The sequence below is a fragment of the Nocardia sp. NPDC050717 genome (genome assembly GCF_040654275.1).
Classification (GTDB): Bacteria; Actinomycetota; Actinomycetes; order Mycobacteriales; family Mycobacteriaceae; genus Nocardia.
On the sequence record NZ_JBFAHR010000010.1, the window covers coordinates 96,464 to 118,517 of the forward strand.

Below are 22,054 nucleotides of genomic sequence, written 5' to 3' on the forward strand. Positions count from 1 at the left end.
AGCTGGATGTTCGCGCCGGGTGTCCCAGTGCACGGCCCTCAGCCGCCGGTGAACCGCTCGGCGCCGAGCGGCGGGACAGCGTGCGACCGCGGCGATTCCGCGTTGTCGTTGGTGGGGCCGGTCCGGATCCGGCACACTGGCCCGATGGGTGATCGACGTGACGAAGCGCCGGAGGTCGTGGTCCACCTCGGTGACGGTTCCGGCGCGCCACGGGCCGTGGATCCGGCCGACCCGGGGATCGCCGCGACCGATCCGGCGCCCGAGCACCCGTTTCTGCTGTTGACCCGCGCCGACACCGAGCGCATCCAGGCCCGCTATCTCGACGACGGCATTTACGAGCTCGAGCACACCGGTGCCGCCGAGCACCGCCGGCTGTTCACCGACGACGCGCTGCTGGTCCGCGACATCGTCTGGTCCTGGATCCAGCGTGACGACTGGTGGTGCGACACCGTCGCCTGGACCACGGTCGACCCCGCGATCGCCGAACTCGACGCCCTGCGCGCCGAACTGTCCGACATGCTCGACGGCATGTCGGTCATGGACTCCGTCACCGACGAACTCGACCGCGCGCTGGCCCGCGCCGACGAACTCCTCGGTGCCGACCTCGACCTCGGCGACGACCTGGGCTGACCGCTCGGCGGTGCCCTAGTCGCTCGGGCCCTCGCACCAGTCGTCGAAGGCGTCGAATTCCGGTTCCCACGCGGGCGGGACGGAATCCTCGATGGCGTCCTCGACGGGGTCCCAGGTGGCGTTGCACCAGGACGGGGCGGGCGGCCACGACTCGATGTAGCGGACCAGCGGAGACTTGGGCGGCTCCGGCTCGGGGTCCTGGGCTGCCGCGACACCCGTCCCCGTGAGCGCGAGGGCCGCGGCGGCACCCGCGGTGGCGACGATCCGGTGAACGATCCTCATGACATCCTCCTGTCCGCGCCGACATGCGATGTGCCCGCGATCCTACGCCGGGCGTCAACGGGCCCTGGCGCTCCAGCGGCCGTCGTAGCGCACATCGATCGGGTGGTCGAAGGCGACGGAGATGTGGCCTGTGGTGATCACCTCGGCCGCCGGACCAGCGGCGACGGTGCGGCCACCGGCGATCAGCAGGGCGTGGGTGGTGCTGCTAGGCAGCTCCTCGAGATGGTGGGTGACCAGGACCGACGCGACGTCGGGGTGGGTGCGGTCGAGGGTGTCGATCGTGGTGAGCAGTTGCTCGCGGGCGGCCAGGTCGAGCCCGGTGGCCGGCTCGTCCAGCAGGAGCACCCGCGGATCGCTCACCAGCGCGCGGGCGATGAGCGCCCGGCCCCGCTCGCCCTGGGACAGGGTCGGCCAGATCTCGCCGGCCTTGCCGCCGAGGCCGAGGGTGTCGATGGTGGCCTCGGCGCGGGCGAGGTCGTCGGCGGTGGGGGACCAGCGCAGCGGGGTGTCGATGGTGCCGGTGATCCCGGTGAGGACGACCTCGCGCACGGTGAGCGGCGAGCGCAGCGGGTGGCGGGGATTCACGTGGCCGATCGAGCGGCGCAGCCGCGCCAGCTCCACCCGCCCGAACTGTTCGCCGAGCACCCGCACCGTGCCCGTGGTCGGGAAGGTGACCGCGCCACAGAAACCGAGCAGCGTGCTCTTGCCCGCGCCGTTGGGGCCGAGCAGCGCCCAGTGCTCACCGGCCCGGACGGTCAGTGAGATGCCGTCGATGATCTTCTTGCCCTCGCGCCGGAAGCTCACCTCGCCGAGTTCGATCACCGGGTCGCCGCTCATGCGAAGGCCTCCTTCAGGGTGGACAGGTGGGTGCGGCTGAAATCCGCTGCCGCCGTGGGGTTCCGGTCGGCGATGGCCTGGGCCAGGTGTTCGTGCGCGGCGTGGTCGGCGGCCTCGGAGGGGACCGGGCGCAGGGCGAGCATGTCGATCATGGCCAGCCGCAGCCGCGGCAGGAAGCTGTCGAAGAGCTGGGTCAGCACCGCGTTGTGCGCGGCGAGGACGACCGCGCGGTGGAAGGCCATGTCGGCATCGACATGCTCGGCCACGGTCTGGCCCTCGGTGAGACGGCCGGCGAGGGTGCGCCGGATCGCGCGCAGGTCGGCGGGGGTGCGGCGCTGGGCCGCCAGGGCCGCGGCCTCGGCCTCGATCGCGATGCGCGCCTCGATCACCGCGACGACGGTCGCCCCGCGCAGCACCACGTCCCAGTCGTCGGTGACATCGAGCGCGGTCACGAACACCCCCGCGCCCTGTCTGCTGTCGAGCACACCCTTGCCCGCCAGTTCGCGGATCGCCTCGCGCAGCGTCGACCGGCCGACGCCCAGCTGCGCGGCGAGCAGCGTCTCGCCCGGCAGCCGATGGCCCAGCGGCCACTCACCGGCGCGGATCCGGGTGAGCAGGAGCTCGGCCGCCTGGGCGGCCAAGGGTTGACGGCGTACCTGCGCGACCACCGGGTCACCTCTCTACTTGTCTGAGGAGTTGTGGTAGAAGTGTACCCATCATGACGCACACCGCGCTGCTCCTCGGCCGCCACGGCGGGGCCTGACCGACCGGCCGCCCCGCCGTGGGGCTCTGTCGTGGCCGGTCGCCGTTGCCGTGTGGCCGACCGTGGCCAGGAAGCAGAGACCGTCATGAACACCTTCCCCACCCTCAGCACCCCCGCGGGCGCCGTTCCCGCCGCCGCGCCCGCCTGGAACCGGCAGCGCCACTCGGCGATGCCGTCGCACCGTTACCGCGACATCCACCGACGCGTGGCGGTGCCCGCCGGAGAGCGTGAGTGGCCGAACGCGCGGATCACCGCCGCCCCGCTGTGGGTGCCCGTCGACCTGCGCGACGGCAACCAGGCACTGGCCGAACCGATGGACCCCGCGCGCAAACGGCGGTTCTTCGAACTGCTGGTCGCCATGGGCTACAAGGAGATCGAGGTGGGCTATCCGTCCGCCTCGCAGACCGATTTCGACTTCGTCCGGCTGCTGGCGCGCGAGCCCATCGCGCCGCCGGACGTCACCGTCGTCGTGTTCACCCCCGCCCGCCGCGACCTCATCGAGCGGACCGTGGAATCGGTGCGCGGCATCGCGAACGAGGTCGTGATCCACCTCTACACCGCGACGGCGCCGGTCTGGCGCGAGGTGGTCCTCGGCAAGGACCGCGCGCGGCTGCGGGCCCTGATCGTCGACAGCGCGCGCGATGTCCTCGCCGCGGCCGCGGACCTGCCGAATGTGCGCTTCCAGTTCTCGCCGGAGGTCTTCAACCTCACCGAACCCGACTTCGCGCTCGAGATCTGTGACGCTGTCACGACGGTGTGGCAGGCCTGCCTACAACGTCCCGTGACGCTGAATCTGCCCGCGACGGTGGAGGTCGCGACGCCGAACGTCTACGCCGACCAGATCGAGTACATGCACCGCAACCTGGCCCGCCGCGACGGGGTGATCCTGTCGGTGCACCCGCACAACGACCGGGGGACCGGCATCGCCTGCGCCGAACTGGCGGTGCTGGCCGGTGCGCAGCGGGTGGAGGGCTGTGTGTTCGGCAACGGCGAACGCACGGGCAATGTCGACATCGCCACGCTGGCCCTGAATCTGCACGCGCAGGGCGTCGACCCGATGATCGACTTCTCCGACATCGACGAGATCCGCCGCACGGTCGAACACTGCACCCGGCTCCCCGTGCACGAAAGGCACCCCTACGTGGGCGATCTCGTGCACACCGCCTTCTCGGGCACCCATCAGGATGCGATCCGCAAAGGCATGGCACGCCATCGCGCCCTGGCCGCCGAGACCGGGCGGTCCGAGCGCGAACTGGAGTGGCAGGTGCCGTATCTGCCGATCGATCCGGCCGATCTCGGACGCTCCTACGATGCCGTGATCCGGGTGAACTCGCAGTCGGGCAAGGGCGGGATCGCGTATCTGCTGCAGACGGAATACGGGCTGGATCTGCCGCGCCGTCTGCAGATCGACCTGGCGCGCCGTGTGCAGCGGCACACCGACGACACCGGCGCCGAGATCACCGCGAAGGAACTGTTCACGCTGTTCGAGCAGGCCTACACCGTCGCGGAACCGCGGATCCTGTTGACGCGGTGGCAGATCGGTGAGGAGGTCACCGAGATCGTGCTCACGATCGACGGGCGCGCCCTGTGGTCCGCGCATCACGCCGTCGGTCCGGTCGACGCGCTGGTCACCGCGCTGGCCGAGGCCGGTCATCCGGTCGATGTCCTGGGTCTGACCCAGCATTCGGTCGAGCAGGGATCGGGCAGCGCGGCGGTGAGCTATCTGGAATACCGGGTGGGCGGCCGCACGGGCTGGGCGTTCGGCCGTAGCGGCTCGATCCTGGCGGCCTCGCTCGACGCGGTCATGAACGCGGTGAACGCCGTCGAGTAGCGGCCCGCGGTGGGGGCGGTGCCACGGCATCGCCCCCACCGCGTCAGCACCAGCCGGTGAGGACCATCAGGCCCAGGCTCGTGGCGCCGAGGATCAGCCCGAGCGCGCCACCGAGGAGCAGTGGGCGCGGGCCCGCGGTGCGGAGCCGTTCGACGCTCAGCGACATGCCGATCGCGGCGAGCACGGTGGCGATGAGCCAGCCGCTGAGCGTGGCGAGCGGTGTGGTGAGCGCGCTCGGCACCAGGCCGAGCCCGGCGACGATCGATGCCGCCACGAACAGCACGACGAACAGCGGAAAGGCTTGCCACAGTGAACCGGTCGGGTCGCCTGGCTCTGTGAGTCGGCGTCGCCCCACGTGCAGTCCAAGGCACAGCGGGATGATCGCCAGGCTGCGGACCATCTTCACGATCACCGCGAACTGCGCCGCGCCCGCGCCGTAGACGACGCCCGCCGCCAGCACCGAGGAGGTGTCGTTGATCGCGGTCCCCGCCCACAGCCCGAACGCCTCCTGCGACATGCCCAGTGCCCGCCCGAGCGGCGGATACACCAGGACCGCCGCCACATTGAAGACGAAGATGGTGCCCAGCGCGTAGGCCACCCGCTGCTTGTCCGGCCGCAGCACCGCGGTGGCCGCCGCGATCGCCGACGCGCCACAGATCGTCGTCCCGACGGCCACCAGCGTCGCCGACTCCCGGTCGACCGCCAGCATCCGGCCGACGACGAAGGCCGCCACCGCGCCGACGATCAGCGTCCCGACCAGCACCACCCCGGTCTCGCGGCCCACGCCCAGGACCGAGCCCAGCGGCAGACCGAGGCCGAGCAGCACGATCGCCAGCCCGAGCAGTCGCTGCCGGGCCACATCCAGACCTGGGGCGAAACGCTCCTCCACGGCCCGGTCGCGGCGCAGCACCGCGCCCGCCACGGCCCCGAGGCCCAGCGCCAGCACCGGCGTGCCGACCATCGGCAGGGCCGTGCCGAGCGGCGTGGCGACGGTGGCGACGAGGGCGGCGAGGGTCAATCCGGGGGCGAGGGTCTGTACGCGATGCACCACTCCACCCTCGCGGGATCGAGGATGCCGAGGTAGGCGCCGTTTTCCGAGGTTCCCATAAATGAGGCTTATGGGTGTCGCTGGATCCCCGGGAGCAGCCACGTCCACTGCCGCATCGATGGAGCTGTGGTTTGCTGGAGATGTGCGGAAACGAACCCGGCTGACCATCGCCGCCGGTATCGGTTCGATGCTGTGGGGTGAGTGGGCGAACTGGCGGGCCTCGCGCCGGGGCGTGGGGCCGGAGGCAGGCGGGTCCGAGGCCGTCGTCGTCCTCGGCTACCGGAATCCCGGCCCGACGGCCAATGCGATGAACCGCTGGCGGGTGCGGGCCGGACTGCGCTCCATCGACCCCGCCGCGCCGCGGACCCGCCTCGTCCTGAGCGGCGGAGCCGTCGCCGGACCGATCCCCGAAGCCACGCTCATGGCCGACTACGCGACGCGCGAGCGCGGGTATCGCGGCGAACTCGTCCGTGAGGACGCCAGCCGATCCACCTGGGAGAACATCGCTTTCGCGATCCCGTTCCTGAAGGACGTGGACCGGATCAAGATCGTCTCGCTGCCCACCCACGCCGCCACCGCCCGCGCCTACCTCGCCGAACAGGCCCCGGAACTCGCCGCGCGGCTCGTGCCGGGACGCGAGTACCGCTTCGGGGAGTGGCTGCCGCTGAAACCGGTCATCGCGCTCTACGGCGTGGCCAAGGCCCTGCGGGGGCGGGTGCGGGATCGCGGCGCCGAGGGTGCCTGACGGCGGGTCCGTTCCCCGGTCGCCGATAATCGGCCCATGACGCTGCCGCCCGGTGCCCCCGACCTCGAGGTCCTCGACCTGCTGGTGTCGGTGGCCGAGCTGGGCAGTCTCGGCGCCGCGGCCCGCCGCCACGGCATCAGCCAGCCCGCGGCGAGCATGCGGATCAGCGCGCTCGAACGCCGGACTCGGGTCAAGCTGCTCGACCGGGGACCGACCGGGTCCGCGCTCACCGATGCCGGGCGGGCGGTGGTCGAGCACGCGCGGACGGTGCTGGCGGCCGTGCGGGATCTCGTCGACGAGGTCGACCACCTGCGTGCCGCGCAGGCCCCGCGCCTGCGCATCGCGGCCTCGAAAACCATTGCCGACCACCGGATCCCGCACTGGCTCGCGGCGCTGCGCACCGACCACCCCGAGGTGCTCGTCTCGCTCGAGGTGGAGAACTCGACCCAGGTGGCCGCCCTGGTGCGCGACGGCGTCGCCGATCTCGGCTTCGTCGAAGGCCCGCATCCGCCCGCGGCGCTCGGCAGCCGGGTACTCGGCACCGACGACCTGGTGGTCGTCGTGGCGCCCGGCCACCCGTGGACCCGCCGGACCACACCGGTCACCCTGGCCGAACTCGCCGGCACCGCCCTGCTGTGGCGGGAACCGGGTTCGGGTACCCGCGAGACCGTGTGGGATCTGCTCAGTACGGCGGCGACCCCGGCGGGCCCCGCCGCCGAACTCGGCTCGGCCGCGGCGATCGTCGCCGCGGCGCGCACCGGCATGGCGCCCGCGGTCCTGAGCGGGCTCATCGCCGCGCCCGACCTCGCCACCGGCGCCCTCGTCGCCGTGCGCACGGCCGACGCCGACCGTCTGACCCGCAAGTTCCGCGCCATCTGGCGCCGCGCCACGCCGCCGTCGGGCGCCGCCGAACTCCTCGTCGACCGTGCGGCCCGCCTCGAGATCGCCCGCTCGGCGGCGGCCGGACCCGCCGCGGCGAAAGACGCCGCGCCGGGCGGGGAATCGCCCCGATAGCGCGCGGCGGCGCGCGGTTCGGGCAGGCCCGTCCCCGCCGGGGAACCGGGCGGTCCGGCGAAATGGTGCGTCGGCGGGGTGAACGGCTCTAGTCTGTATCCGCTACACACTGTGGAGGTTGGATCACATGACGGTCGAGATCGTGACCGAGCCGGCGCCGGAGGATCTGTGGACCGGATCGGGCCGCGCGACCGGGGCGCCGCCGACGTCGATGATCGAGCGGATGACGCTGATCCTGGACGCCTTCGACGCGACCACCCCCACCCTCACCCTGCTCGGCCTCGCCGAACGCACCGGCCTGCCGCGCTCCACGGTGCACCGCATTCTCGACCAGATGATCCGGCTGCGCTGGCTCGCCCACACCCCCGGCGGCTACCGGCTCGGCCTGCGCGTGCTCGAACTGGGCGGGCTCGCCGCCGAACACAACGAACTACGGGAGGTGGTCGGTCCGCTGCTGCACGACCTCAGCCAGCGCACCGGCCTGATCGGGCACCTCGCCGTGCTCGACGGCCGCGAGGTGCTGATCCTGGATCGCGCGGGCAGCCGCGGCCACGCCGCCGTGCCCACCCGGGTCGGCGGCAGGCTTCCCGCTCACTGCACCGCCGTCGGCAAGGCTCTGCTGGCCACCCTGGAGCCGGGGATCGCCGACGCCTCCCTGCGCGGCAACACCGCCCCGCGCACGGCGCGCACGATCGTCGACCGGGCCGAACTGCACCGCGAACTGGCCCGCATCCGCAATCGGCAGGGCGTGGCCGTCGACACCGAGGAGTCGCTCCCCGGAGTCGGCTGCGTGGCGGTGCCGATCCGCGGCCGCGGCGCCGCGTTGGCCGCGATCTCGCTGTCGGGCAGCCTGCACGGCGACCGCAGCGCCCTCGACACCGCGCGACTGGCGAGGGCGCTGGCCGAGGTCGCCAAGGAGGCGGCACGCGCCCTGGTGCCCCGGCACGGCCGCCCGCACTAGCCTCGGCTCAGCCCGCCGGCCGCGCCGCCATCGCCCGTCCGGCCGCACGCCCGGAGAAGATGCAGCCGCCGAGGAAGGTGCCCTCGAGCGCGTTGTAGCCGTGCACGCCACCGCCACCGAAACCGGCGACCTCACCCGCGGCGAAGAGCCCGGGGAACACCGAGCCGTCCGGCCGCAGCACCCGCGACTCCAGGTCGGTCTGCAGACCGCCGAGGGTCTTGCGGGTGAGGATGTTCAGGCGCACCGCGATGAGCGGACCGTGCGCCGGGTCGAGGATGCGGTGCGGTTTGACGACGCGCCCGGCCTTGTCACCGAAGTACTTGCGCGCGTTGGTGATCGCGCTGAGCTGGGCGTCCTTGCCGAACGGATTGGCGACCTCGCGGTCACGAGCCACGATCTGGCGTTCGAGCGTGGCCGCGACGAGCTGGGGACCGCGCGCGATCGCGTTCATCCCGTCCACCAGTTCGGTGAGCGAGTCGGCGACCACGAAGTCCACGCCGTGCCGCTTGAACGCCTCCACCGGTCCCGGGGCTCCCTTGGCGACGCGGCTGCGCAGGGTGAGCTTGAGGTCCTTGCCGGTGATGTCGGGATTCTGCTCCGACCCCGACAGCGCGAACTCCTTCTCGATGATCGTCTGATTCAGCACGAACCACGAGTAGTCGTGCCCGGTCGAGAGGATCTGCCGCATGGTCGCGTTGGTGTCGAAACCCGGGAAACACGGTGCGGGCATGCGGTTTCCGTTCGCGTCGAACCACAGCGAGGACGGCCCGGGGATGATCCGGATGGCGTGATCGGGCCAGACCGGGTCCCAGTTGTGGATGCCCTCGGTGTAGTGCCACATCCGGTCGCGGTTCACCAGCGCGGCGCCTGCCTGCTCCGAGATGCCGAGCATGCGCCCGTCCACATAGGCGGGAACGCCCGAGATCATCGTCTCCGGGCACGGGCCGAGCCGTTCGGTGGGCCAGTTGCGGCGGATCAGCTCGTGCGCGTGCCCGATCCCGCCCGAGCTCACCAGCACGGCGGGGGCGTGGAAGGCGAACTCGCCCACCACCTCCCGGCTCGAGGCCACGCCGCGCTCGGTCTCGCTCGGGGCCAGCACGCTGCCGCTGATCCCGGTGACGGCGCCGTCGGTGACGACGAGCTCGTCCACCCGGTGCCGGAACGCGAAGCGGACCAGGCCGCGCGCCTCGCCGGCGAGCACGGGTTCGAGGAAGACGCGCAGGACTTCCGGGCCGGTGCCCCAGGTGAGATGGAACCGAGGAACGGAGTTCCCGTGCCCACCGGCGAGCCCGCCGCCGCGTTCGGCCCAGCCGACCAGGGGAGTGACCCGTAAACCCAAGGCGTGCAGGTAATCCCGCTTCTCGTCGGTGGCGAACCGGACGTAGGCCTCGGCCCAGCGGCGCGCCATCCGGTCCTCGTCGTCGCGGTCGAATCCCGCCGAACCCAGCCAGTCCTGCAGGGCGAGCTCGTAGGAATCCTTGATGCCGAGCCTGCGCTGCTCGGGGCTGTCGACGAAGAACAGGCCGCCGAGCGACCAGAACGCCTGCCCGCCGAGATTGGCGCGATTCTCCTGGTCGACGACCAGGACCTTGCGTCCGGCGAGGACGAGTTCGTGGGTGGCGACCAGGCCCGCGAGCCCGGCGCCGACGACGATCGCGTCGGGGGTGAAATCTTCGATGCTCTCTGGGACTGTGCTCGACATACCCGGGAACGTAGCATTGGTGCGTCGGGGCCGGGGGTAAGTCTTGGAAACGCCCTGACCAGCCAGGTTTCCGGCAGAGAGGTCTTCCATGCCCATTCGTACGCGCACCGGTGCGGCCGTGCTCGTTCTCGCGGTCCTCGCCGGTCTCGGCGCCACGTCCTGCTCGCGCACGGAGCGGTGGTGTGAGCGCGATCAGGGCGACGTCCTGGTCGAGAACTCGTATTGCGAGCGCGGCGTCCCCGGCTACGAGTGGGAGCCCGACCACGACAAGCCGAAGAAAAAGAAGAAGCCCAAGAAGCGCTGACCCGGGCGGCCTTGCGCCGCAGGTGATCCGAGACCCGGCCGTGGCACAACAGATGCCGAGTCCACGCCGTGTCGATGCGAGTCCGCGGGTATCCCCTCAGTGAGCGCCGAAAACCCTTGTGGTGGACGGTAATCGCTCGCGATTTCTCACAACGGCGTGAGTGGGTGGGTGCCATGAACTCTCGAAAGGTCATGTCCGGTATCGCACGGCGGGCAGCACGGATGCTGTCGGTGGTGCTCCTGGCCGCGGGGATCGGGACAGCGATGTCCCAGGGGTCGATCGCGCTGGCGCACAGTTGCGCCACGATCGACGTCGTGATCGCCCGTGGCACACAGGAACCCGGTTATCTGGGGGCCGCTGTCGGCGATCCGCTCTACGCGGTGCTGAGCAGGCAGCTACCGGTCGACACCACCGCCCACCGGGTCGAGTACCCGGCCGACCTGCTGGTGCCCAGCTCGGTGAGCGACGGTACGCGGGCGATGACCGCGCACGTCCTGGCCCAGGCCGCGGCCTGCCCGGAGCAGCGATTCGTGCTCGTGGGCTACTCCCAGGGGGCGGTGGTCACCCACGGGGTGCTCGGCTCCGCCGCGGCCACCGCCCTGCCCGGGCTCTGGGTGCTGCCGCCGGAGCTGTCCCCGCGCATCGTGGCGGTGCTGCTGTTCGGTGACCCGCTGCGCCTGGTCGGCGGCACGATGGCGCCCCTGTACGCGGATCGCACCGAGAACTATTGCACCGCAGGTGATCCTGTCTGCGCGGGCGGGGTGTTCCCGACCGCGCACGGCGCCTACGACTGGGCGTTCGCCGCGGCCGCTGGGCAGGTGGGCGCGCGGCTGTGAGGGTGGACCTGCCCGCCGCTCAGGCGGCGGGCAGGACGCCGGACAGGACCGTGCTGATCTGCGCTACCGCGCGGTCGACGCTGCCGGTCGGCTGGAACAGATGGCTCAGCGTGAGCCGGACCATGATCTCCACGACCGAGGTGAGCTCGTCGTCGGACAGCGCCGCGAGCCGGTAGCGCTCGCGCACCGTGCCGGTGAGCGCGGCGACCGCGCGGCCGAGCACCGGTTCGGGCTCGCTCAGCAGTGCGGGCAGTAGCGCCGTGTCGGCCTCGGCGCGGGCCGCGAGCACCGCCTTGATCAGGGTGTTGTCGCCCGCGTTGCGCAGGGTGTAGTCGGCGGCGGCGGTCATGCCCGCGAGGGGATCGGCCGGGTGTTCGGTCAGCGTGTCGGCGATGCCGGCCAGATAGATGCCCAGCTCGCGCTCGATGAGCGCGTCGGCGAGTGCCTGCTTGGTCCCGATCTCCTTGTAGAGCACGGGACGGCTGATCCCGACCTCCTTGGCCACGCGCGACATGTTGACCGCGCCCCAGCCCTCGGTGACGACCATGACCCGGGCAGCGTCGAGCATGCGGTCGCGCAACAGCTGCCGCATCTCGGCGTGGAAGTTCGGCGATTCGGTCACGGACGCCATCGTACATGTCTGCCCATTTCGAATCGATCATTGACAAATCCATAGTGACTGTCTTCACTAGAACACATTGCTTGAATGTGTAAACGGGCGCGGCAACCACGGTGTCGATGTCCCAGCGGCAGGAGAACAACGATGACGACATCTCGGATCGACCACGACGGGTCGGCGGCGGTGCTGCACTGGCGCGACCCCAAGCGCTATCTGTGGCTGTTCGGCCTGATCGCGCCCAGCGCCGCGCTGCTGGCCTGCGCGTTCGTGTGGACGTTCAACCAGCTGGGCTGGGGCGCGGTCGCGCCGGTCTGGTGGTGGCTCGGCCCGATCCTGCTCTACGTGCTGCTGCCGATCCTGGACCGCTTCTTCGGCCCCGACGGCAAGAACCCGCCGGAGGAGGTGATGGAGGCGCTGGAGAACGACCGGTACTACCGCTACTGCACCTATGCCTACATCCCGCTGCAGCTGATCAGCCTGGTGCTGGCCTGTTACCTGTGGACGGCGGACGACCTGTCCTGGCTCGGCATCGACGGCGGCCTCGGTCTGGTCTCGAAGATCGGCCTGGCGTTCACCCTCGGCGCCATGGGCGGCATCGGCATCAACACCGCGCACGAGCTCGGGCACAAGAAGGACGAACTGGAGCGGTGGCTGTCGAAGATCACCCTCGCCCAGACCGGCTACGGCCACTTCTACATCGAGCACAACCGTGGCCACCACGTGCGTGTCTCGACTCCCGAGGACCCGGCCAGCGCCCGCTTCGGTGAATCGTTCTGGACGTTCCTACCGCGCAGCGTGTGGGGGAGCCTGACCTCGGCATGGGAACTCGAACGCACGCGCCTCGAGCGACTCGGCAAGGGGCCCTTCACGATCCACAACGACGTGCTCAACGCGTGGCTGATGACCGTGGTGCTGTGGGGCGCGCTGGTCGCGGTGTTCGGTCCGGCGGTCCTGCCCTTTCTGCTGATCCAGGCGGTGTACGGCTTCTCGCTGCTCGAGACCGTGAACTATCTCGAGCACTACGGTCTGCTGCGGCGCAAGACCGCCTCGGGCCGCTACGAGCGGTGCACCCCGGAGCACAGCTGGAATTCCGACCACCTCGTCACCAACATCTTCCTCTACCACCTGCAGCGCCACAGCGACCACCACGCCAACCCGACCCGGCGCTATCAGACCCTGCGCCACATGGACGGCGCGCCCGAACTGCCCAGTGGGTACGCCAGCCTGATCGGCCTGGCCTACCTGACCCCGCTGTGGCGCAAGGTGATGGACCCGCGCGTGCTCGCGCACTACGACGGCGACATCACCCGCGTGAACATCCAGCCCGCCAAGCGGGACAAGGTCCTGGCGAAGTACGGAGCGCGCTGATGACCGTCTACCTCTGCCCCGTCTGCGACTACCGCTACGACGAGCGTCTCGGCGCGCCGCGGGAGGGATTCCCCGCGGGCACCGCGTGGTCGGCGATCCCCGAGGACTGGTGCTGTCCCGACTGCGGTGTCAGGGAGAAGCCCGATTTCACAGCGACCGAGGAGGTTTCGCGATGAACGACTATCGGCTGTTCCGCTGCGTGCAGTGCGGCTTCGAATACGACGAGGCGCTGGGCTGGCCCGAGGACGGCATCGCACCGGGCACCCGGTGGGACGACATCCCCGAGGACTGGTCGTGCCCCGATTGCGGCGCCGCCAAAGCCGATTTCGACATGCACGAGGTGAGTCGCGGATGAGCGGGCGGATCGTCGTCGTCGGCGCCGGTGTCGCCGGCGCCACCGCCGCGCAGACGCTGCGGCGGGAGGGCTTCGCGGGCGAGATCGTGCTCGTCGGCGCCGAACCCGACCTGCCCTACCGCAGGCCCGCGGTCTCCAAGGACCTGCTCGCCGGGACCGGCACGATCGAGCGCGCGGCGCTCAAACCGGCGACGTTCTGGGCGGAGAACCGGATCGATCTACGCCCCGGCGTCACCGTCGAGGCCGTCGACACCGACCGCGCCACCGTGCGTTTGGCCACCGGTGAGACGCTCGGCTATGACAGCCTGCTCCTGGCGACCGGCGCGCGGGCCCGAACGCTGGACACCGCGTCGAAGCGGGTGCACACGCTGCGCGGCCGCGCCGACATCGAGGCGCTGCGCGCGGCCATCGGCGCCGGCGGCTCCCTGCTGATCATCGGCGGCGGGTTGATCGGGTGCGAGGTCGCGGCGACCGCGCGGGGTCTCGGCGCGCGGGTGACCCTGCTCGACGCGGCCTCCGCGCTGATGGACCGGGTGCTGCCCGCCCCGGTCTCGGAGCTGATGCGGCGCCGTCACCACGAGCACGGCGTGCGGATCGAGAACGACGTCGTCACCACGGATCTCATCGACACCGGTGACACGGTTACAGCCGTCGCCGCCGACGGCCGCACCTGGTCGGCCGCCGCCGCGCTGGTCGCCATCGGCTCCGTCCCCGACACCGCGCTGGCCGAAGCCGCCGGGATCACGGTGAACGACGGCATCGTCGTCGACCACCACCACCGGACCTCCGCGCACAATGTCTTCGCGGCGGGCGACGCGACCACGGTCTACCACCCGTTGCGCGGCGCCTATGAGCGTCCGCAGCACTGGAATTCGGCGATGAGCGCCGGTGCCGCGGCGGCGATGTCCATCCTGGGTCTGCCCGCCGCCGCCGTCGAGGTCCCGTGGGGCTGGACCGATCAGCACGGCAGGTCGTTGCAGTTCGCCGGCTGGCTCCACCCGCACGACGAGCTGATCGTCGACGGCGACCTCGACAGTGGCGAGTTCCTGGTCACCGCCCTGCACCAGGGCATCCCCGTCGGCGCCGTGGCGATGGCGCGGCCGCGCGAGCTGCGCGCGGCCCGCGCGCTCATCGACGCGGGCCGCCCCTACCGGACGCCTGCGGTGCCCGCGCCCTGAGCTGCGATCATGCGCGAGAGGTCATAGGTCGTTCCGGAAACCGGCGTTGATCAGGGCACTTCGCGAGGGCGATGGTGAATGCGCTGTATTCGTCACGCCTTTGGGAGAGACCTTGACCCTCGTATTTCTGGCCGCGGCGCTCGCCGTGGGCGGCCTGCTCGCGGTGCAGGCTTCGGTGAATCTGCAACTGGGGAAGGCGGTCGGCACCCCGTATGGCGCTGCCACGGTCCAGCTGGTGGTGTCGACCGTGGCGCTGGCCCTCGTCGCCGCGGTGGCGGGCGGCTGGGGCGCGCTCGCCGGGATCGGTGGCGTCGACGCGTGGAAGCTGGTGGGCGGCATCGCCTCTCCGATCTACATCACCAGCGCGATCGTGTTGTTCCCCCGGCTCGGCGCGCTGGCTTCGGTGGGATTGTTCGTCACCGGGCAGATGTTCGCCTCACTCGTTCTCGACGTCGGCGGGCTGCTCGAGGTGCGGCCGCGCGCCCTCGGGCCGGGCATGGTGCTCGGCGCGGTGGCGGTGCTGGCGGGCATCGTGGTGGTGATCCGCAGCCAGCTCGGTGGCGACCGGGCACCGGGTTCGCTCGCCGCGCGGTTCGGCTGGATCGCGCTGGGGCTCGTCGCCGGCGCGGTCCTGCCCGTCCAGGGCGCGGCCAATGCCGCGCTGCGCCGTGATCTCGGCGACCCGTTCGTCACCGGATTGTGGTCGTTCCTCGTCGCCACCGTCACCATCGCGGTGGTCCTGGTGGTGCTGGTGAGCACGGCCAGGACGCCGCGACCGCGCCTGGCGCCGCTGCGGACGGTGCCGTGGTGGGGGTGGCTGGGTGGTCTCGCGGCGGCGACCTATGTCACAGTGACGTTCACGGTGATCCCCGAGATCGGCGCCGCCACCACGATCGCCCTGACCGTCACCGGGCAGCAGGTGCTCTCGGCCGCCATCGACCATCGCGGCTGGTTCCAGCTGCCCGCGAAACCGGTCACTGTCGGGCGCATGACCGGCCTGGCCGCCTTGATCGTCGGGTGTGCTCTGGTGCAGCTGGCCTGACCCGGACGACACCGGGCCGATCGCGGCCGGAAACTGACCGCGATCGGCCCTAGCGTGGGCGGCATGCGAACACGAGAGAAGAGGATTGTCGTCACGACCCCGCGCGGTCATGTGGGCTCGCGCGTGGTCCAGTTGCTGATCCAGGCGGGCGTGCGGCCCACGGTGTTGATGCGCGACCCCGCTCGCCTCGATCCCGCCCTCCGGGCTCGCGTCGACGTGGTGCGGGCCGACCAGGGAGACGCCGAGGCGGTGGTCGCGGCCACCCGCGGCGCGGACCGGCTGTTCTGGGTCGACCCGCCCGCCCTCGTCGACGGTGACCCGGTCGCCGGCTACACGCGGATGGGGGAGTCGGCGGCCAGGGCGATCACCGCGAACGGCATCGAGGCCACGGTGTTCCTCAGCAGCATCGGCGCCGAGAAGCGCGGCGGCGCGGGCGAGATCGACGGCCTGGCCCGCACCGAGGAACTCCTCGACGCGACCGGCGCGGCCGTGCTCCACCTGCGGTGCGCGTACTTCTTCACCAACCTGCTCACCCAGGTCGACGAGATCAGGGCGGGCACCCTGTCGACACCGTGGCCGCTCGAGCACGTGATGCCCTGGGTCGATCCCCGCGACATCGGTGAGGTGGCCGCGGCCCGCCTGCTCTCGGACGCGTGGTCGGGCCGGGTGGTGCAGGCCGTGCACGGGCCCGAAGACCTGACCTTCGCGCAGGTCGCGAAGATCCTGGGCGCCGAACTCGGCCGCGACGTGACACCGCTTCCGATCAGCGACGAGCAGTTCCGTGGCGTGCTGCGCGAGGCCGGGCTCGGCGCGGGACAGATCGACGGCATCGCGGGCATGTCGGCGGGGTTGAGCTCGGGATTCGTCGCCGAGCAGCCACGCTCGATCGACACCACCACGCCGACGACCCTGGCCGCCTGGGCGCGGACCCACCTGCGCTGAGCACGAGGGCCGGTCACCACGGTGACCGGCCCTCGGCGCCGCTGTCCTACCAGTGCACGCCGGGCAGCATCCGGCTCACGCGTGCCGCCGGGCTCGGCATCACCATCAGCGGGGTGAGCACGGGGGCCAGCACGGTCAACGCGTTGCGGCTCGGCGCGTCCGGCTCGGCGGGCTCGCCGACGACCGGCACGGCGGCCGGCTTGCCCTGCGCCGCGGTGGATTCGCCGAAGAGGCGGAATCCGGTGTGCAGGATCGACCGCTTGAGCGAGGGCAGGAACATCTCGACCGCCTGGGCGAACGTGCCGACCGGCGTATCGATCCGATCGGGTCGCTCCAGCAGCGCGCGGACCACGATGTCGGCGGCCCGATCGGGGTCGGGCAGCGGCAGCGCGCGGTACAGATCGGTCGGCGCGATCATCGGCGTGCGCACCAGCGGCATCCGGATGGAGGTGAAACTCACTCCGGCACCACGGTTCTCGACCGCCGCGATCTCGCTGAAGTTGTCCAGCGCCGACTTGCTCGCCGCGTACGCCGCGAACCGCGGCACCTTGGTCTGCACCGCGATCGAGGAGATGTTCACGATGTGCCCGAACCGGCGCTCCCGCATCGAGGGCAGCAGGGCCAGGATCAGGCGCACCGCGCCGAAGTAGTTGACCGCCATGGTGCGCTCGAAATCGTGCATGCGGTCCACCGAGTTGACGACCGACCGGCGGATCGACCGGCCCGCGTTGTTCACCAGGTAGTCCACGTGGCCGTGCCCGCGCAGCAACTGGGCGACGAGCTCGTCGACCGCGGCCGCGTCGGTGATGTCGCACGGGTACGCGTAGGCGGTGCCACCCTCGGCGCGCACGGATTCCGCTGCGGCCGTGAGGTCGTCGGCGCCACGCGCCACCATGAGCACCGTCGCGCCGCGCTTTGCCACCGCGTGCGCGGTGGCCAGCCCGATCCCCGAGGAGGCGCCGGTGATGAGCACGACCCGGCCCGCCAGGCGGTCGGCGTCGGCGGCCGGCCGGCGACGATGCGGATCCAGGTTGGCCCGCCAGTAGTCCCACAGCTTCGCGGCGTAGGTGTCGAAAGCGGGCACCTCGAGCCCGGGCAGCTGGGCGCGGGTGGAATCGGCGACGAATTCCGCGGTGAACCCGACGTGCGGTGCCACTTCGGCCGGGATCCCGGCCTGCTCGAACAGGAAGTCGCGCACGGCGTGCGCGCCGGGGACGTGGCCGAGCCCGCTCAGCGCGCGGGCACTGCCCGGCACCGTGCCGATCCCGGCAGGCCCGCCCGCGGCACTCGCGAGCGCCCGGTAGATCTCGCCGAACGGCTGCGGCTTCGGATTGACCAGGTGGAAGGTGCGCCCGTCGAGGCCCTCGCGGCGGACCAGCCGCACCATGGCCTCGGCGACGTAGTCGACCGGGACCACGTTGGTCGCGCCGAGATCGGGCAGCGGCAAGGGCAGTTCGGCGGGCAGCGCCGCCAGCGCCCCGATCGCCTGGAAGAAGTAGTACGGGCCGTCGATCTTGTCCATCTCGCCGGTGCGCGAATCGCCGACCACGATGGCCGGGCGATACACCCGCCAGCGCACATCGGCCGCTTCGCGGACGAGCTTCTCGGCGCCGAACTTGGTGCGGTGATACGGCGAGGTCAGGTTCTGTCCGAGGTCGAAGTCCTCCTCGAAGAACTTGCCGCGGTGGTCACCGGCGACGGCGACCGAGGACACGTGGTGCAGCACGGCGTCGAGCTTGCGCGCCAGCTCGAGCACCGAGCGGGTGCCCGCGACATTGGCCGCGTGCGCGGTGTCCTCGTCGGCGGTCATGTCGTAGACCGCGCCCAGATGCAGGATGTGATCGGCGCGCGGCGGCTCGTCACCGAGTCCGAGCCCCTCGGCGGTCAGGTCTCCGACCAGGGCGAACACGCGATCGCCGTCGGGGTGCTGCGCGGTGAGCGCGGTGAACTTGGCCAGCGACTCGGCGCGCACCAGCACGTGCACGATCGCGGTGGGGTCGGCCGCGAGCAGCCCTCGCACCACGCGCCTACCCAGAAAACCCGTACCGCCTGTCACGATGTAGGAAACCATCGCCCCTCCTGAAGAATTCGTCGAAACACGGTGTCGTGCAACAGTGATCCGGCATGCGGCGGTGGATGCGGGCATCAGCGAAACCGGGCACAGCGTCGTCCCGGCTGCGCTAACCGTACTCGTCAGTAACCTAGCTGGGCAAGCGCGTGGCGCCCGATGGTCGTGTGGGAATGGTCACCTGTCGTCGCAGGTCAAAGGGTATGTGTGACAGTTACTTTCAGTAACCGAGAGTTTCGGACAACTTGTCGCTACCGCCCCGCGTGGGGTGCCGAGCGTGCCCGGCACCCCACGTCCGGCTCAGCGCAGATCGCGTCGGCGGAAGGCGATGAGCCCCACGGCGATCCCGGCCGCGGCCACCACGAGCAACCAGGCGACCGGCACGATGTCGAACGCCCCGCCGGGCAGCTTGGGCGGGTGCACGAACGGCACCAGATCCATCAGCCATTGCGGGAACGTGCCCAGCGAGCCGAGCAGCATGATGACCACCGTCGCGCTGAGCACCGCCCAGGCGAGCGTCGCGTACTTGGGCACCACGCCGAACAGCAACAGCGCGATCGCGGTGATCACCCAGACCGCGGGCAGCTGCACCGCCACCGCGCCGAGCGAATCACCGATCTTGCCCACAACGTCGCCGTCGGTCGCGCCCCACACGATGCCGATGCCCAGACCCGAAACCAGCAGGGCCACAGCGGGTCCGGCGATCGCGAACAGCAGGTGGCTCGCCACGAACCCGGTCCGCCCGACCGCGGCGGCCAGCACGGTCTCGGCGCGCCCGGTGTTCTCCTCCTCGTGCAGCCGCAGCACCGACGACACCGAGTAGGCGGCCGCCGCGGCGGCGAGCATGGTGATGCCGTAGGCGATGAACGATTTCTCCAGGTCGGTCGAACCGCCCATGGAGGTGACCACGTCCTGCAGCGTGCCGCTGTCGTCGAGCATGCCGCCGATGCTGTTCACGGCGCCGCCGATCAGCAGCCCGTACAGTCCGAAGCCGATCGTCCAGCCCAGCATCGACCCGCGCTGCAGCCGCCACGCCAAGCCGACCGGGCCGGCTAGCGCGCCGCCCGCCGTCGCCGGACCGGGGCGTTCGGCCAGCAGTCCGGCACCGAGATCGCGGGTGCGCAACAGCTGGTAGGCCAGCACCGTCGCGCCCGCGCCGACGACGGCCAGCGGAACGAGCACCCACCAGCGTTCGCCCGCGTACGGCCGGATCTGCAGGCACCAGCCCAGCGGCGAGAACCACGACAGCACACCGTTTCCCGCGTCGCCCACCGCGCGCACGGCGAACGCGGCGCCGAGCGTGCCGAGCGCGACACCGCGCGCGATCCGCGCGCCGTTGCTCAGCTGCGCGGCCACCGCCGCGACGGCCGCCCACACGATGCCGGAGGCCGCCAGCGCCAGGCCCCAGGCCAGGGAACCCGCCGTCGGCAGGTCGGCGGCCAGCAGCGAAGCGGCACAGGCGATTCCGGCGACCACGGAGGCGCCGAAGGTGAGCAGCAGCGCGCCGGTGAGGCCGGCGAACCGCCCGATGCTGGTCGCGCCGACCAGCTCCGCGCGCCCGGTCTCCTCCTCGACCCTGGTGTGCCGGATCACCGTGAGCACTGTGGCGATGGCGATCATCGAGTACATCGCCCCGGCCTTCCAGGTACCGATGGAGCCGAGCGAGGAGTTGAAGACCGGACCGTACATGGCGAGCAGGGCGGGACTCGCCGCCGTCGTGGCCGCGAAGCTGTCCAGCTGCTGCTGGGTGGCGTAGAGGTCCTTGATCGAGACGATCTGCAGGGCGGGCATCAGCCCGATCAGCAGCGACCACAGCGGCGCGATGATCCGGTCGCGGCGCAGGAACAGGCGCAGCATCTGGCCCGTGCCCGCGAATTCGCTCGCGGTCCGCGACGTGTGCAGGAAGCCGGGTGCGGCGGCGAGAGTGGTCATGCCCGCACCGCCGCTTCGGTCGCCGCCGCCCCGTCGGCCTCGACGTGGTAGTGGCGCAGGAACAGGTCCTCGAGCGTCGGCGGCGCGCTGGTGAGGCTGCGCACCCCCGCGTCACCGAGTACCCGGATGAGCGCGCCGAGATGCTCGGCGTCGACCTGGCAGCGCAGGGTCGACCCGTCCCGCTCGACATCGTCGACACCGGGCAGTGTGCCGACATCGCCTGGGTCGCCGATCAATTCGGCGGTGATGGCAGTGCGGCTCAGGTGCCGCAGCTGATCGAGCGAACCGGATTCGACCGTGCGCCCGGCCCGGATGATCGTCACCCGGTCGCACAGGTGCTCGACCTCGGACAGGATGTGGCTCGACAGCAGCACCGTCGCCCCGCGGGCGGCGGCCTCGCGGACGCACTCCTGGAAGATCTGTTCCATCAACGGATCCAGGCCCGAGGTCGGCTCGTCGAGGACGAGCAGGTCGGCGTTCGCCGAGAAGGCCGACACCAGCGCGACCTTCTGCCGGTTGCCCTTGGAGTAGGTGCGGGCCTTCTTGGTGGGATCGAGCTCGAAACGCTCGATCAGTTCCGCGCGCCGGTTCTCGTCGAGGCCGCCGCGCATCCTGGCGAGCAGGTCGATCGTCTCACCGCCCGAGAGCGAGGGCCACAGCGTGACATCACCGGGGACATAGGCGATCCGGTGGTGCAGGGCGACCGCGTCGGTCCACGGGTCGCGGCCGAACAGGGACGCTTCGCCGCCGGAGGCCCGCAGGACGCCGAGCAGGACGCGGATCGTGGTGGATTTGCCCGCGCCGTTGGGGCCGAGGAAGCCGTGGATCTCGCCGGGGCCGACCCGCAGGTCGAGGCCGTCGAGCGCGGTGAAGCGGCCGAAGTTCTTGCGCAGGTCACGAACATCGATGACCCGATCGGTGGTGTGGGAGGGCATCGTCTACTCCTCGCTGAGGCTGTCGAGCAGAGTCGAATCGGTCAGCATGCCCTGGGTGTAGAGCTCGAGCGCCGGAAAGGTGATCTCTTCGGAGAGTTCCCGAATCGCCTTGCGGTAGTCGAGCTTTCCCTCGCGCTGACTTCGCATCTGCAGATAGAGGTTCATGGCTCCGACATGGCAGAGCACGATGTATCTGGCCCGGGCCGCGGGGTCGCGACTCGGTTTGAGCTGGCCTTCCTCGACCGCGGTCTGCATGTATTGCTCGGCGTCGGCGATCATGTGCTCGAGCAGCGATTCCGCCAGCGTGCCGCCGGCTTGGAAACTGCGCAGCATGTAGGCCACGAGCGGGGCGTACATCTCGATCTCGGCCATCGCGTTGAGCATCCCGGTGGGACCGGACGAACGGATGACGCGCAGCTTCTCGTCGCGGATGATCTCGAGCACGCGGTCGTCACAGGCGGCGCGCAGGCCGTCCTTGGAACCGAAATGGTGGTTCACCAGGCCGGGTGAGACGCCGGCCGCCGCGGCGATCGCCCGGACGCCGACCCCGAAACCTTGGTCGCCGAACAGGTCGATCGCGGTGTCGCGAATGCGGGCCGCGGTCGTCAGATCAGGGGAGGGTCCTTGCGGTACGGGCTGTTGGCTGAACACATGTTCAATAT

23 protein-coding genes are annotated in these 22,054 nt (G+C 71.1%); 13 read left to right on the plus strand and 10 right to left on the minus strand.

Annotated elements, in window-relative coordinates; translation table 11 throughout:
- The first annotated feature begins 144 nt into the window (after nt 1-144).
- Nucleotides 145-630, plus strand: coding sequence for a hypothetical protein (locus AB0H56_RS20630; RefSeq protein WP_357165506.1), 486 nt, complete (start codon nt 145-147; stop codon nt 628-630).
- Nucleotides 631-645: 15 nt separating this feature from the next.
- Here AB0H56_RS20630 and AB0H56_RS20635 read toward each other — a convergent pair whose 3' ends face one another.
- Genes AB0H56_RS20635 through AB0H56_RS20645 form a run of 3 tightly spaced genes read right to left on the minus strand, consistent with a single transcriptional unit; the run spans nt 646 to nt 2,417 of the window.
- The gene (locus tag AB0H56_RS20635; protein ID WP_357165509.1) at nt 646-912 is read right to left on the minus strand and encodes a hypothetical protein; all 267 of its coding nucleotides are present in this window, start codon (nt 910-912) and stop codon (nt 646-648) included.
- A 54-nt stretch (nt 913-966) separates the two neighbouring features.
- Nucleotides 967-1,749: an ATP-binding cassette domain-containing protein gene (locus AB0H56_RS20640; protein WP_357165512.1), complete on the minus strand. Its 783-nt coding sequence runs from the start codon at nt 1,747-1,749 to the stop codon at nt 967-969.
- Complete coding sequence (locus AB0H56_RS20645; RefSeq protein WP_357165515.1) at nt 1,746-2,417, minus strand: FCD domain-containing protein; 672 nt, start codon at nt 2,415-2,417, stop codon at nt 1,746-1,748. Before AB0H56_RS20645 ends, AB0H56_RS20640 begins: the two co-directional genes overlap by 4 nt.
- A gap of 264 nt (nt 2,418-2,681) precedes the next feature.
- Between AB0H56_RS20645 and AB0H56_RS20650 the strand changes: the two genes are divergently transcribed.
- Entirely contained in the window at nt 2,682-4,343 is a 1,662-nt protein-coding gene (locus tag AB0H56_RS20650) for a 2-isopropylmalate synthase (RefSeq protein WP_357166017.1), read from the plus strand.
- Between the two features lie 43 nt (nt 4,344-4,386).
- On the opposite strand, the gene AB0H56_RS20655 is transcribed toward AB0H56_RS20650, so the two are convergent.
- Complete coding sequence (locus AB0H56_RS20655; RefSeq protein WP_357165518.1) at nt 4,387-5,391, minus strand: putative sulfate exporter family transporter; 1,005 nt, start codon at nt 5,389-5,391, stop codon at nt 4,387-4,389.
- Between the two features lie 142 nt (nt 5,392-5,533).
- Here AB0H56_RS20655 and AB0H56_RS20660 point away from each other — a divergent pair, with 142 nt between their 5' ends.
- From AB0H56_RS20660 to AB0H56_RS20670, 3 genes are all read left to right on the plus strand, one after another.
- Nucleotides 5,534-6,136: a YdcF family protein gene (locus tag AB0H56_RS20660; RefSeq protein WP_357165521.1), complete on the plus strand. Its 603-nt coding sequence runs from the start codon at nt 5,534-5,536 to the stop codon at nt 6,134-6,136.
- Nucleotides 6,137-6,172: 36 nt separating this feature from the next.
- Nucleotides 6,173-7,150 carry a LysR substrate-binding domain-containing protein gene (locus AB0H56_RS20665; RefSeq protein WP_357165524.1) on the plus strand — a complete coding sequence of 326 codons (978 nt, stop codon included), beginning with the start codon at nt 6,173-6,175 and terminating at the stop codon, nt 7,148-7,150.
- A 127-nt stretch (nt 7,151-7,277) separates the two neighbouring features.
- Nucleotides 7,278-8,111: an IclR family transcriptional regulator gene (locus AB0H56_RS20670; RefSeq protein WP_357165527.1), complete on the plus strand. Its 834-nt coding sequence runs from the start codon at nt 7,278-7,280 to the stop codon at nt 8,109-8,111.
- Between the two features lie 7 nt (nt 8,112-8,118).
- Here AB0H56_RS20670 and AB0H56_RS20675 read toward each other — a convergent pair whose 3' ends face one another.
- Complete coding sequence (locus AB0H56_RS20675) at nt 8,119-9,813, minus strand: FAD-binding dehydrogenase (RefSeq protein ID WP_357165530.1); 1,695 nt, start codon at nt 9,811-9,813, stop codon at nt 8,119-8,121.
- 88 nt (nt 9,814-9,901) lie between these two features.
- Here AB0H56_RS20675 and AB0H56_RS20680 point away from each other — a divergent pair, with 88 nt between their 5' ends.
- Nucleotides 9,902-10,117, plus strand: coding sequence for a hypothetical protein (locus AB0H56_RS20680; protein ID WP_232998640.1), 216 nt, complete (start codon nt 9,902-9,904; stop codon nt 10,115-10,117).
- 173 nt (nt 10,118-10,290) lie between these two features.
- Entirely contained in the window at nt 10,291-10,953 is a 663-nt protein-coding gene (locus AB0H56_RS20685) for a cutinase family protein (protein ID WP_357165533.1), read from the plus strand.
- Between the two features lie 19 nt (nt 10,954-10,972).
- On the opposite strand, the gene AB0H56_RS20690 is transcribed toward AB0H56_RS20685, so the two are convergent.
- Nucleotides 10,973-11,575 (minus strand): TetR family transcriptional regulator, encoded by a 603-nt coding sequence (locus AB0H56_RS20690; protein WP_357165535.1) that lies wholly within the window; start codon nt 11,573-11,575, stop codon nt 10,973-10,975.
- Nucleotides 11,576-11,716: 141 nt separating this feature from the next.
- Here AB0H56_RS20690 and AB0H56_RS20695 point away from each other — a divergent pair, with 141 nt between their 5' ends.
- From AB0H56_RS20695 to AB0H56_RS20720, 6 genes are all read left to right on the plus strand, one after another.
- Nucleotides 11,717-12,940: an alkane 1-monooxygenase gene (locus tag AB0H56_RS20695; RefSeq protein WP_357165538.1), complete on the plus strand. Its 1,224-nt coding sequence runs from the start codon at nt 11,717-11,719 to the stop codon at nt 12,938-12,940.
- On the plus strand, nt 12,940-13,116 hold the full coding sequence (locus tag AB0H56_RS20700; RefSeq protein WP_357165541.1) for a rubredoxin: 177 nt from the start codon (nt 12,940-12,942) through the stop codon (nt 13,114-13,116). The genes AB0H56_RS20695 and AB0H56_RS20700 overlap by 1 nt, the downstream gene beginning before the upstream one ends.
- The gene (locus AB0H56_RS20705) at nt 13,113-13,295 is read left to right on the plus strand and encodes a rubredoxin (RefSeq protein ID WP_280300448.1); all 183 of its coding nucleotides are present in this window, start codon (nt 13,113-13,115) and stop codon (nt 13,293-13,295) included. Before AB0H56_RS20700 ends, AB0H56_RS20705 begins: the two co-directional genes overlap by 4 nt.
- A complete protein-coding gene (locus AB0H56_RS20710; protein ID WP_357165544.1) occupies nt 13,292-14,473 on the plus strand; it encodes an FAD-dependent oxidoreductase in 1,182 nt (393 codons plus the stop codon). Before AB0H56_RS20705 ends, AB0H56_RS20710 begins: the two co-directional genes overlap by 4 nt.
- Nucleotides 14,474-14,585: 112 nt before the next feature.
- The gene (locus AB0H56_RS20715) at nt 14,586-15,515 is read left to right on the plus strand and encodes a DMT family transporter (RefSeq protein ID WP_357165547.1); all 930 of its coding nucleotides are present in this window, start codon (nt 14,586-14,588) and stop codon (nt 15,513-15,515) included.
- A 63-nt stretch (nt 15,516-15,578) separates the two neighbouring features.
- Entirely contained in the window at nt 15,579-16,457 is an 879-nt protein-coding gene (locus AB0H56_RS20720; protein WP_357165550.1) for an NAD(P)H-binding protein, read from the plus strand.
- A gap of 46 nt (nt 16,458-16,503) precedes the next feature.
- On the opposite strand, the gene AB0H56_RS20725 is transcribed toward AB0H56_RS20720, so the two are convergent.
- From AB0H56_RS20725 to AB0H56_RS20740, 4 genes are all read right to left on the minus strand, one after another.
- Entirely contained in the window at nt 16,504-18,528 is a 2,025-nt protein-coding gene (locus AB0H56_RS20725) for an SDR family oxidoreductase (protein WP_357165553.1), read from the minus strand.
- Nucleotides 18,529-18,825: 297 nt separating this feature from the next.
- Nucleotides 18,826-20,457, minus strand: a complete 1,632-nt coding sequence (locus AB0H56_RS20730) for an ABC transporter permease (protein WP_357165556.1) — start codon at nt 20,455-20,457, stop codon at nt 18,826-18,828.
- Complete coding sequence (locus AB0H56_RS20735) at nt 20,454-21,392, minus strand: ABC transporter ATP-binding protein (RefSeq protein WP_357165559.1); 939 nt, start codon at nt 21,390-21,392, stop codon at nt 20,454-20,456. The genes AB0H56_RS20730 and AB0H56_RS20735 overlap by 4 nt, the downstream gene beginning before the upstream one ends.
- Before the next feature lie 3 nt (nt 21,393-21,395).
- Nucleotides 21,396-22,043, minus strand: a complete 648-nt coding sequence (locus AB0H56_RS20740) for a TetR family transcriptional regulator (protein WP_232998651.1) — start codon at nt 22,041-22,043, stop codon at nt 21,396-21,398.
- Nucleotides 22,044-22,054 lie beyond the last annotated feature (11 nt).